The 12,070-nt window shown below is 46.4% G+C and carries 8 protein-coding genes; 5 read left to right on the top strand and 3 right to left on the bottom strand.

Features of this window, described 5'->3' with window-relative positions:
• Positions 1-125: 125 nt before the first annotated feature.
• The 3 genes from BMX95_RS12700 to BMX95_RS12710 are packed head-to-tail and all read right to left on the bottom strand — an operon-like array spanning position 126 to position 6,833.
• Positions 126-3,452, bottom strand: a complete 3,327-nt coding sequence (locus tag BMX95_RS12700; RefSeq protein WP_081204838.1) for a DUF5107 domain-containing protein — start codon at positions 3,450-3,452, stop codon at positions 126-128.
• A gap of 19 nt (positions 3,453-3,471) precedes the next feature.
• Entirely contained in the window at positions 3,472-4,812 is a 1,341-nt protein-coding gene (locus BMX95_RS12705; protein WP_081204837.1) for a sugar porter family MFS transporter, read from the bottom strand.
• Between the two features lie 26 nt (positions 4,813-4,838).
• Positions 4,839-6,833 carry a glycoside hydrolase family 2 protein gene (locus BMX95_RS12710; RefSeq protein WP_165759127.1) on the bottom strand — a complete coding sequence of 665 codons (1,995 nt, stop codon included), beginning with the start codon at positions 6,831-6,833 and terminating at the stop codon, positions 4,839-4,841.
• A 160-nt stretch (positions 6,834-6,993) separates the two neighbouring features.
• Between BMX95_RS12710 and BMX95_RS12715 the strand changes: the two genes are divergently transcribed.
• From BMX95_RS12715 to BMX95_RS12735, 5 genes are all read left to right on the top strand, one after another.
• Positions 6,994-7,881 carry an AraC family transcriptional regulator gene (locus BMX95_RS12715; RefSeq protein WP_081204835.1) on the top strand — a complete coding sequence of 296 codons (888 nt, stop codon included), beginning with the start codon at positions 6,994-6,996 and terminating at the stop codon, positions 7,879-7,881.
• A gap of 143 nt (positions 7,882-8,024) precedes the next feature.
• On the top strand, positions 8,025-8,357 hold the full coding sequence (locus BMX95_RS12720) for a YegP family protein (protein WP_081204834.1): 333 nt from the start codon (positions 8,025-8,027) through the stop codon (positions 8,355-8,357).
• 411 nt (positions 8,358-8,768) lie between these two features.
• Positions 8,769-9,209 (top strand): SRPBCC family protein, encoded by a 441-nt coding sequence (locus tag BMX95_RS12725; RefSeq protein ID WP_081204833.1) that lies wholly within the window; start codon positions 8,769-8,771, stop codon positions 9,207-9,209.
• Positions 9,210-9,391: 182 nt separating this feature from the next.
• Positions 9,392-9,868 carry a (2Fe-2S)-binding protein gene (locus BMX95_RS12730; RefSeq protein ID WP_081204832.1) on the top strand — a complete coding sequence of 159 codons (477 nt, stop codon included), beginning with the start codon at positions 9,392-9,394 and terminating at the stop codon, positions 9,866-9,868.
• Between the two features lie 60 nt (positions 9,869-9,928).
• A complete protein-coding gene (locus BMX95_RS12735; RefSeq protein ID WP_081204831.1) occupies positions 9,929-12,052 on the top strand; it encodes a xanthine dehydrogenase family protein molybdopterin-binding subunit in 2,124 nt (707 codons plus the stop codon).
• Positions 12,053-12,070: the final 18 nt, after the last annotated feature.

Genomic DNA, 12,070 nt, shown 5'->3' on the forward strand with positions numbered 1-12,070 from the left:
TGCACGATCAGTCTGGCGTCTTGGACCTGACAGGTCTGGATCGCCTCACATTTAACACGACCTGTCAGGTGCACTTCAACCTGCCAACAATGCAAGTTCAAAAAGTGCACCTTACAGGTCTTTGTTTACACCATCGCCCAATGTACTTTCGCTCCAAAATGCATATTATCATTCGCTAATACCCTTTCAAAACATTCCTTCGCTCCCGCTACATCCCCCAATCCCAACAATCCCAGTGCAGACAAATAATCGCAATGCACCCGGTTACGCGTATGGAGGTCGTCATCAAAGATCAGCAGGTTGGGTAACGATACAGCGAAATAATCGATTTTGATCTCGTCATCCCTGTGCGCTTTACCATATTCGATCAGATTCTTAAAGATGGCGGTGGCGCGTTCTTTTTCACCCAGCTGCAGCCAGGCCATGCCCTGGTAAAAGATCTTGTCGGGTTGCTGGTCATTGTAGAACATGGCGGCAGTGGGTTGCGACAACCCATTCGTTGCCTGGGCCAAGCATTCCATTCCTTTTTCATCATCCCCTACTCCAATATATCCCAGTCCCAGCCAGTAAAAGAGATCGTTTTCCTGCGCACCAAACAATTTGCCTTCACCCAGGTTATGCGGATATTCCTGTGCCTGTTGTAACAAGGTGATCGCTTTTTCGTATTCCTTTGCCCGGATGCATTGTTTGGCAAGCTCCGTTAAACTGAACAGGTATTGCGCCGAAACCTTTCCTTCACCACCCTCCCATGGATGGAACTTCCGGTCCATGATCTGCTGATACGCTTTTTCATACTGGCCACTGAAGTTGTATAGAGACGCGCGTTCAAGGTACAGATCATCACGTTGTTCTACCACAGCCAGATGCTTTTCCAGGAATTGCAGCCGTTCTGTTACGTCTTTATTCAATCGTTTATACAACTGGTCCAGCTCCATGAGCACCCGGGCATCACTGGTATCCAGGGCAAAAGCTCTTTCATACAGGGCCAGCGCTTTTGCCGCATCCTGGCGTTTATTGAAATAGGCAATACCCAGGTTGCGGAATACCGTTGGGAATGTATCGTCCCGTTGGGCAGACAGCTCCCATTTGGCAATAGCCTCTTCATACTGTCTTTTATCGTACCATAAATTAGCCAGGTAATAGGGCGCTTTTGCATCTTTGGGTTGAAGGGTCAATGCCAATTGCAACACAGTAATATCTTCCAGCCGGTTGGGGAAACAGGTATTGCTGGCTGCATTGCCTCCCCGGGTAAAATAGTCAGCTGCTTTGTCGTTGTCGTTTTTGCCGTAATGCAACCAGCCCAGGTAATACCATACCATTGGATATACCGGTTCTTTGCCAGTATCTATATATAGTTGTAATAACTGAATGGCATCGTTGTACAAACCACAGGCTGCATAATCCAGTGCATATTCGATGTAGTTATGTACATACCCGCGTGCATGGTGCTGCAGCTGATCCAATGCCTGTTTGGCGGCTTCTTTATTGCCTAATGCTTCCGTGGCCTTATATTGTTCCACATACAGGGAAAGATTGAACGCATCGCGTTGCAGCCCTTCCACACAAACCTGTAAGACACGTTCATATTGTTGCAGTTCATTTAAAGCGGCTGCCTTCAATGCCCAGGCTTTGCTGTTGCCCATATTCCTGTCCAGCGATTGTTGCGCATGTGCTAAAGCTGTAGCTGGTTCGCCCTGTAACAGATCAAGCTGCGCGAGGGAGAAAAAGGCGGCACTTTGCCAGGCGCTGCTCCAGGTAGCCTTATAAAACGCTTCATACGCTTCTTTATACCGGTCCTGGTATTTTAGGGAGAGCCCGAGGTTATAATATGGCTCGCTGTCGTATGGGTTCGGATTGCGTTGCGTGCCAGTGGCGATGGCTTTTCTAAAACAGGGTTCACTTTTCGCAAACTGTCCACGCCGCAGGTACCAGGCGCCCAAAGCATTGTTGCTGCGAAAATCGCCCGCATCGCGGCGCAATGCTTCTTCATAATAAGGGACCGGACTATACGTTGCATGCCGGTACTGCTCCAGGTGTTGCGCGGTTAAAAATAATTGTTCGTTATTACCCACTTCTGCCGGCGGCAAGGCTCCTTTGGCCGGCTGCGGTATTTCATTCTTTTTGTTTGCTGCCGGTTCATACCGCAACACTTCATGGCCAGTTGCATTGGCAAGAATAAACAGGATATTCTCCGGCGTTGTTTCTTTATCTGCTGCTATGGATTTGGTATATAATTTTTCAGGCGACACATCAAGCACTTCTTCCAACAAAGTTTTACCGATATTATTAAAGAGCTTCAATTGCAGCCCATCCTGTTTTGAAGTAGCAAACAGTTTTATTACCAGGCTGCTGTTTTCTTTCTCAATATTCACCAGCAGGTCTTTGGTCGCATTCTTCACCAGTCCCAATTCGCGGTAAGGCATAAAATACTGGGTAAAGGTTTTTTCCTCATAAGGCATTAACCACGAAAAGTCAGGCTGGTTATCGGTGAACACGCCAGTCATCAGTTCAATATACGGACCGTCTTCATCGGTAAGATTGCGGTCCCAGGCCACCCCAAAATCACTATGGCCCCAGGTCCATTGTTTTTTACCGGGCGACACATGGTGATTGGCCACATGTAATACACCTGCCCGCGTATCGTGTTCGTACCCACCCACAAAATCATAATCGGAGTTGATAGCCATGTATGAGGTAGGTACCGGAATGTTTTTATAACGGGAGATATCCGTACCCGGTGAATAATCTACTTTGTAATAAGTGCCTGTTGCAATAGGGAACGTAGACACATCACGTTTGCCATGATCGAATACAGCATTTACATCGGGCGGAAAAACACTTTGGTAATCATCATTCACTTTTACTGCCGGATTGGCCCACCATAAAAAGGTTTGTGGCAAGGGGGTACGGTTGTATAGTTGCGCTTTTATTTCAAGATAGGCCTTGCCGGGATGCAAGGTAAATCCCGCCATCCCTTTGGTACGGAACATGCGCTCCACTTCATTCACCCAAATGGTTTTGCTGCCATCTGTATGTTCTTCGATTGACCAGTCAACCGCTTCAAATGTACTGGGGCGATGGTGCTGTGGCCAGTTGAATTCAATACCACCCGAGATCCAGGGACCACACAAACCCACCAGCGCTGGTTTTATTACCTGGTTATAATAAATAAAATGCCGTTGTTTTATTTTATCATACGCAAGTTGCACGCGTCCGCCCAGCTCGGGCAGGATCATTATTTTCAAATATTCATTTTCCAGGAACAATCCATTATACGTTTTGTCCTGTTTTTCATCATAAATCTTTTCAATAACCGGATGCGGATACACCACCCCGCTGCTGCCCTGGTATACCCTTTTTTCGAAGAACATCGGGTTTTTATCGGGTACCCCAATGGCGTAGGTAGGTATAGTAATGACTTCCTGCCACACCTTTACAGTTGAATCGCTCATTGTATTTGATTGAAAAATGTTAATGAAATGATTGACCGCTTATCTCTTCCAACGTCTTGCCTTTTGTTTCCTGAATTCTATTGCGTACAAACAGGAATCCCAATGCGCAAACACCCGCGTAGATATAAAATGGAACATAGGTGCCCAGTTTTTTCGCCAGTATGGGATATGTGAACACCAGCAAAAAGTAAGCGGCCCATAATGCCAGCACCGCTATGGTGGTAGCACGCGCCCTGATGTGATTGGGAAATATTTCTGCAATAAGCACCCAGGTTACGGGCGCCAGTGAAGTAGCATACAATGCAATCCCGATCAGCACAAAAACCGATACCAGCCCCGCCGCTGCCTGGTTCTGTAACAACAACGCCAGCACCAAATAAATCACGGCTAACCCGGCTGCACCCCCTAACATCAATGGCTTGCGGCCCAGCTTATCAACCTGCCACATAGCAAGAATGGTAAACAATAAATTCACCGCACCAATAGAAACCGTTTCAAACAATTGTTGATTAAGATTGGCACCTACCGATTCAAAGATGGTGGAGGTATAGTTGAAGACGACATTAATACCACAGAACTGCTGGAACACGGCAAGCATGATTCCCGGAATGATAAACCGGCGTACCGATGGCGACCAAATGCCGGCCAATGAAACAGGCTGTGCACCCTGTAGTGATTGTTTAATATCAGTCACCGTATGTGCTGCATATTCAGGATTACCGATTTTTCCTAAGATCTGCCTGGCCCGTTCCTGTTGATTTGCCTGCATCAGCCAGCGCGGGCTTTCGGGCAACCACAATACACCCAACAGGAAAAACAAAGAAGGCACGGCGCCCAAACCAAACATCCACCGCCACGCATGGACGCCGGTATCGGCCAGAAAATAATTCACCAGGTTGGTTATCAGAATACCAAAAACAATGGTAAGCTGGTTAATAGCCACATTGCGGCCACGCACGGCAGCCGGTGAAATTTCTGCAATGTACATGGGACTTAACATGGAAGCCATACCTACACCAATACCTGCTGCCAGCCGCATGCCTATAAAAACACCCAATGTATTCGACACGGCCATACCTATTGAAGACAGGGCAAAGATGATAGCCGCCGTCATCAGGCCAGGTCTGCGGCCATATTTATCAGCCAGCGAACCGGCAATCAAACAGCCCGCAATACAACCCAATGCCAGGGAACCGGTGAGCAATCCTTCCTTCCAGGGTTCGGCTAAATCGAAGGTCTTTTTTAAGAATGGTAAGGCTCCGGAGATCACGGCAAAATCGAAACCAAACAAATAACCACCCAGCGCGGAGATGAATGAAACAGCTATGATATAGCTTGTATTAAAACGATGTTGGGTCATGGCAAACAATTGTTGTGATAATTCTTTTAATGAACAAAAGGATAACTGATCACCCGATATCCAGCCGGCGTGCAAATATCAAAACCAGCACGGGCATTCATTCCGGCCAGGGTTATAGTGGCAGTTTCGCCCGGTTGTAGCGTTGGCAGTTTTTGCTGAACCAGTTTATGCTGCGTATTTGGCCAGCTCACCATAAAACCGGTAACCGTATAAGAAGGCAGCTGGTCTTTATTCTGCAATACCACCTGTACTGTTGTATCATTCAGCTTTTTTACATTGGTAATAAGTATGGGTGATGCCAGTTGCTTGAACACATAGTAGGACGATTTCTTTTTAAAATACAGATCGGTAACACCGTGTATGCGGGCTTTGTAATTATCGGAACCATCCTCCCCCATTTGCGTGCGGTAATCGTTCAAACAAAAATAAATACAGCCTGCAATGTATTTCCGTTTCGCCCATTCCTGGTAATGATAGGTCATGTCTTCGATCCGGCGCAGATCGCCGCCGGTAAAACGCGGTTCGCACAAACCGTTTTCGGTGATCAGCAGGGCGCGGTCGCCAATGCAACTTTCAATTTCAGCAAAAGCAGCAGGCGTTTCCTGGGAACTTTTTCCAAACCAGGTACCAATGTATTCGTTCCAGGTAGGCAGATCGCCGATAAACGAGGCATCGTTTTGTTTACTCCGGAAGGTTATGTTCGACACTACATTAGCCAGCCGGCTATTATCCAGTGATTTTACAAACTGTTTTAGTCTTTTGTATTGTTCAGGAGCAAGGCTATCACCATGCACTTCATTGCTGATGCCCCACGCAAAAATGCAGGGATGGTTATAATCGCGCACGATCATCTCCGTAAACTGCTGCCGTGCTACTTCTTCCAGCTGCGGTGTTAAATGCTCCGGTTGCTGCCACCAGGGGATTTCCGCCTGCAGCAGAATGCCCTTTTCATCCAGTTGGTCCAGCATGTATTCATCCACCTGCCAGTGGAAACGGCTGATGGTTACATTCAGGTCCTTAAACATTTTGGCAACGGAGTCCATCACCCAACGCGGTTCCGCACTGCCATAGGTGGGATGGCTCGATGGCATGTATTCCAGTCCGGGTAAACGCACCGCTTCATTGTTCAGGAAAAGCTGTGGTCCACGTAACTCTATCTTGCGGCAACCAAAGGTGTGGCTTACCTGGTCTGTAGGTTGATTGTTTTGTTGCAGGATTACTTGTACCTGGTAAAGAAAAGGATCATTAAAATGCCAGAGATGCACCTTGCCTAAATCGAGGGTTGTATTAAAATCATCACCCGATCTGGTCAATGATAACTGTTGTGTAAACACTGTCTTCTTCGACCGCTTTTCGTTGATGCGAACCACAGCCTGTACAATTGTTACCTCCGCTTCCCACAATTTCAGATCGAGCTGCGCTTTGGCGGTAGAATCGGCACAATTGATCTCAGGGGTGATATGTACATAGCGAATAGAAGGTTTGCCTGTTACCTGCAGACTTACCCCCCGAATGAGGCCCCCATCATTACACCAGTCGAACTTCTTTTTATAAGGCAGGTTGGTTTCGGAAAACGCGTTGCTTACAGATACCACCAGTTTATTGGGTGTTCCGTATTTCACCTGTCTGGTGACATCAACATAAAATGTTGTATAGCCGGAATTGTTATGGGTGGCGAGTTGTTCGCCATTCAGATAGATCACCGCATCATGGTATACCGCATCGAATTGTAATCGGAGTTGCTTACCGCGGTTTTGTGCAGGTACCGTAAAAGCTTTTTCATACCAGGCCAGTCCGGTGTAGTTTTCCAGCCCCTTCATAACATTCCAGGTATGGGGCACCTGAATGGAAACGGCATTGGCAGGTAACCCAGCCGCCCAGTTTTTATTTTGGCCGGTATGGGTGGAATCGGAAATAAACCGCCAGGTTCCGTTTAAGGAAACGGTATTTCTTCCCTGTTGGGCATAGGTAGAAAATAAGCAAAAAAGTAATAACAGGCAGCAACAAAACCTGGCTTTCATAAATGGCAGCATTGAGATGATCGTATGAAAATTATTATACAAATATGCCGGATAGCAGCGTGCAGTAAAATAGAGATTATTATGTATTTGATGGACAATATTATTTTCCGGCGTACTATTTATCCATTATATTTATAGACAAAAAAAGAAACTGCCTGCCATGCCTGTACCTAAAAAAAGCGAAGGTTTTCAGGGCCAACGGTCCATTGTGCTACCCAGACAGATCGCCACAGAATTGAACAACAGCCACAGCATGGCATCAGGCTTATACATAACCGATATCGGTTATTACCCCAAGGCAAAATACCATTACCGGCGGCGCATCAATGGCAGCGAGCAGCATATTCTTATTTATTGCCTGGAAGGCAAAGGCCATGTACAGGTGCAGAAAAAGAGGTATGATCTGCAACCGGGTTCATTCATAATTATACCCGCCGGTAACCCCCATAACTATGCATCGGCCGAGCACGATAGCTGGACAATTTACTGGATTCACTTCACCGGTTCCCTTTCTAAAAAAATAATAGAAATCTTAAAACAAAAAATAAACGGGTATTGCGGCCGGGTGGCATTCAAACAAAAACGGCTCGATCTGTTCAATGATATGTATGCCTGCCTGGAACGAGGGTACGGGACTGACAATCTGAGTTATGCGAATATGTGTCTGCATCATTATATTTTCACCTTTTTGTACGATGATCAATTTAACCTGGCAGAGAAGGCATTGGCCGACGATCCCGTAGAATTATCCATTAGCTTTATGCAGCAACATATTGCCAAACCACTTTCCCTGGAAGCTATAGCCAAATCAGTAAACTTTTCAGCCTCGCATTTTTCTGCTTTGTTTCGCAAAAAAACAGGCTTTGCCCCCATCGAGTATTTCAATCACTTAAAAATTCAGCTGGCCTGTCAGTATTTACATTTTACTGAACTACGGGTAAAAGAGATTGCCGATAAACTGGGCATTGAAGACCCTTATTATTTTTCGCGGTTATTTACCAAATTGATGGGCATGTCGCCCAATCAATACAGGAGCAGCAAGTTATAGGTAATAAATACGCATTGATTAAAATCAAAACTTCGCCCTGAATACGCTATCCTACTCCACATGTCCATTTTATCCCCTATTTTTACCACTCACAATCGTTAGTTAATTATTCATAAGCATTTCACAACCAAAAACTTGCTAATATGGGGACGTTTATAATTACCAAACGGGTGGATGGGGAATTCATGTTTTGTTTAGAAGCCGGCAATGGGGAAACCATTCTTAATAGTGAAGGCTATTCTACCAAATCAAATTGCCAGAACGTGATCGATTCAGTAAAACGCAATGCTGCAGATGATAATAAATACGATCTGCGGGTAGCTTCAAATGGTAAATTGTATTTCACCCTGGAAGCGACCAATGGCCAAACAATTGGTATCAGTGAGTTATATGAAAGTGAGATGGGCCGCAGTCATGGGATCCTATCGGTTAAAACGAATGCGCCAGATGCAATTATACAGGATGCAACGATTTAGATGTACAGAGCAATTCAGCCAGTGCGTCCCACCAGGGGCGCATTTTTTTTTGCCTGTAACTGGGAGTGAGAAAACTACAGTAAAAATTGATAACCAGTCCGTTGCTACAATAGTTCCGCGCTTGCAAAATTATAAACAGCTGAAGAACAGCTTTTTAACAGGGTTCTAACCCGCTTTTGTTCGGGATTTCTTTTGGTCTTCCCTGAGAGAATACCTGCTTTTCTTCGGGAAAAGCAAAACAAAACCCGAACAAGACCCGGTGCCAACCGGGCGCCAACCAAAAGAAATGGCAGTCTTATGCCTGTCGCAATCACCCCCCAGGATTGTCTCAACCACACCCCAGTCAGGTTTAAAAATAGAACCAACTTTATAGGGTCAGGTAACACATTTCTTTACTTAAATTATGATCTCATGGAAAAGCAGGAATTTAAAATAGCCATTGACGCACCCCGTGAAAAAGTATGGAATGTTTTATGGGAAGATGATTCCTACCGGGCATGGACAGCAGCTTTTTCCGAAGGCTCACATGCCATTACCGACTGGAAGAAAGGGAGCAAAGTACTGTTCCTCGATGGTAAAGGGATGGGCATGGTTTCCAAGATCGATGAAACCGTTCCCAATGAATACATGAGCTTTGAGCACCTCGGTTATGTTAAAGACGGCGTGGAAGATGTGTCAAGTGATGAAGTAAAAAGCTTTGCCGGTGCGCATGAAAACTATACACTGAAAGAGCTAGGCGGAAAAACCGAACTGATCGTTGATATGGATATGAACGACCAATACAAAGACTATTTTACGGAAACCATGCCTAAAGCCCTCGCAAAAGTGAAGGAACTGGCGGAACACGCGTAATAGTCGTCAGGATATAACGCTCAACAACAGGTGGACTATAAAATGGTTCACCTGTTCGCTTTTATTAACCTTAATTACCCTGAAATTAAATCTGACCATCATTTTTTTGTTAAGCGACAACCACTGCTCACATTTGACCGTCATTTAGGTTTGATTTTACTAATTTTATCAAAACCAATATCATGGCTTCCTATACAATTACCATCAACAATAAAAATCATACTGTTGATGTTTTGCCAGATACACCCTTGCTTTGGGTTTTGCGCGATGAACTGAATTTGGTAGGCACCAAGTTTGGATGCGGGATTGCTCAATGTGGCGCCTGTACCGTATTGATGAATGACAGTGCCATCCGCTCCTGCTCCTATCCTGTTTCAGCGATAGGGACCAACAAGATCACCACCATAGAGGGTTTAAGTGAAAACGGCGATCACCCGGTTCAAAAAGCCTGGGATGAAGTGGATGTTCCGCAATGTGGCTATTGCCAGGCCGGTCAGGTAATGGCGGCCGTTGCCTTGTTGAAAAGAAAACCCCATCCTACCGATGAGGATATCAATGCAGCCATGACCAATATCTGCCGTTGCGCTACTTATGTTAGAATTCGCCAGGCAATTCATTTAGCTGCCGGAGCTTCCCAGCCTTCTAAAGGGGGAGCATAAGCAAGACAGTTTCATGTTAACGCTGTCAACCTGTTAACTTGTCAACTTCAACTTTTAACTATGAAACAAGTTTCATCAAATATATCCCGCAGGCACTTTTTAAAAATAACTTCTTTAGCCGGCGGTGGCGTGTTGTTTGGGTTTGAAATGCTGGCCAGTGCAACGGCAGAAACGGTGGCCGATGCACCGCTCTTCTCCCCCAACGCTTACCTTTCTATCGATCCGCAGGGCATTATTACCCTGCTGGCGCCCAATCCCGAGATCGGACAGGGTGTAAAAACATCCATTCCCATGCTGCTGGCTGAAGAGCTGGACGTGGACTGGAATAAAGTAGTGGTTACGCAGGCAGCTTTTGATAAAGAAAAATATGGCAATCAGTCTGCCGGTGGCAGCGGAGCCATCCGTGGCCGGTATGAACCCATCAGAAAAGCAGGCGCTGTAGCCCGTCAAATGCTGATCGCTGCGGCAGCACAAACCTGGAATGTTCCGGAACAGGAATGTTCAACCGAAAATGGTTTTGTGTTGCATAAAACCAGTGGTAAAAAACTCAGCTACGGGGAGCTGGCTTCCAAATCGGCCTCCATGCCGGTTCCGGAGAACATCAAATTAAATGACCCGAAAGATTTCAAGATCCTTGGGAAACGCATCAATAATGTCGACAACAAAAACATACTTACCGGAAAGCCGCTGTTTGGGATAGATACCCGCCGGGAAGGCATGCTCTTTTGCATGGTTTCGCGCCCACCTGCGTTTGGTAAGAAATTGAAGTCGTTCGATGATACCGAAACGCGCAAGATACCGGGGGTAAAAAACGTAGTGCGTACCGAAACAGTGGTAGCCGTACTGGCGACCAATACCTGGGCTGCTAAAAAAGGCCGCGATGCGCTGAAAGTAGAATGGGAAGACGCCAGTAAGCTGGAAAGTACCACCGAGCATATTGCTGCTTTTAAAGATCTGATTCAACAAAAAAGCGACAAACCCGACAGAAATGACGGCAATGTAGAACAGGCTTTGAGCAGCGCGAAAAAAGTGATCGAAGGTATTTATGAAGTGCCCGTGCTAAGCCATGCGCCCATGGAGCCTATTAACTTTTTTGCCGATGTAAAGGATGGCAAAGCCGATCTATACGGTCCAACCCAGGTGCCTGGTAAAGCCATCAGCGATGTAGCAAAGGCATTGGGTATTGCCGAAGCCAATATTACATTGGGCCTGCCCCGGCAGGGCGGCGGTTTTGGCAGAAAACTACGTTCAGACAATGTGGTAGAAGCTGCCCAGATCTCCGCAGCAGCCAAAGCGCCCATACAAATGTTATGGACACGCGAAGATGATATGCAGGGCGATTTTTACCGGCCTAACGGCATGTATCGTTACCAGGCTGCCATTAACGCCAAAAACGAACTCGATGGCTGGTACCTGAGCGCGGTTGCCCTGAATGCAGGCCGTGCTGCGGCACCGGAAAACTTCCCCGCTGGCGCGCTGGCCAATTATCGCTGCGACAGCCACGGTGTTCAATCCAACATTCAAACCGGCCCCTGGCGCGCCCCCACCCATAATGCGATTGGTTTTGCGGAACAAAGTTTCCTCGATGAAATAGCACATGAATTAAAGAAAGACCCCATCGCCTTCCGACTTGAATTACTGGAGAAAGCGAAAAGCAACCCGGTTGGCAAAGTGGGTTATGACATAGAGAAATTCAAAGGTGTGATAAACCTGGTTAGCCAAATGAGTAACTGGGGCAAAAACACACCTGGCCGGTTTAAAGGCTTTGCCGCCTATTACTCCTTCAGCACGTACGTAGCCGAAGTAGCTGAAGTATCCATAGTAAATGGCAAACCCAAAGTGCATAAAGTATGGGCAGCCGTAAACTGCGGACAGGTAGTGAACCTGAGCGGCGCCGAAAACCAGGTACAGGGTGCCATCGTTGATGGTTTGGGCCATGCCTGGTATTCAGCCATCACTTTTGATAAAGGCGCCGTACAACAGAAAAACTTCAACTCCTATAAAATGATGCGGATGGCCGATGCGCCGCCAGCAGTGGAAGTACAGTTTGTGGCAACCAATGAAGCGCCTACCGGCCTGGGTGAACCGGGTCTGCCCCCGATCGCGGCAGTAGTATGTAATGCTATATTCGCAGCTACCGGAAAAAGGATCAGGAAATTACCGTTTGGAAATGAAAAGTTGTAAGTAGAAACTTCCTATTTT

Source organism: Niastella yeongjuensis (assembly GCF_900110245.1).
Lineage (GTDB): Bacteria > Bacteroidota > Bacteroidia > Chitinophagales > Chitinophagaceae > Niastella > Niastella yeongjuensis.

Coding starts and splice junctions, on each gene's coding strand:
- BMX95_RS12715 (WP_081204835.1), top strand. CDS start 6,994: ATGCCTGTACCTAAAAAAAGCGAAGGTTTTCAGGGCCAACGGTCCATT.
- BMX95_RS12700 (WP_081204838.1), bottom strand. CDS start 3,452: ATGAGCGATTCAACTGTAAAGGTGTGGCAGGAAGTCATTACTATACCT.
- BMX95_RS12730 (WP_081204832.1), top strand. CDS start 9,392: ATGGCTTCCTATACAATTACCATCAACAATAAAAATCATACTGTTGAT.
- BMX95_RS12735 (WP_081204831.1), top strand. CDS start 9,929: ATGAAACAAGTTTCATCAAATATATCCCGCAGGCACTTTTTAAAAATA.
- BMX95_RS12705 (WP_081204837.1), bottom strand. CDS start 4,812: ATGACCCAACATCGTTTTAATACAAGCTATATCATAGCTGTTTCATTC.
- BMX95_RS12710 (WP_165759127.1), bottom strand. CDS start 6,833: ATGAAAGCCAGGTTTTGTTGCTGCCTGTTATTACTTTTTTGCTTATTT.
- BMX95_RS12720 (WP_081204834.1), top strand. CDS start 8,025: ATGGGGACGTTTATAATTACCAAACGGGTGGATGGGGAATTCATGTTT.
- BMX95_RS12725 (WP_081204833.1), top strand. CDS start 8,769: ATGGAAAAGCAGGAATTTAAAATAGCCATTGACGCACCCCGTGAAAAA.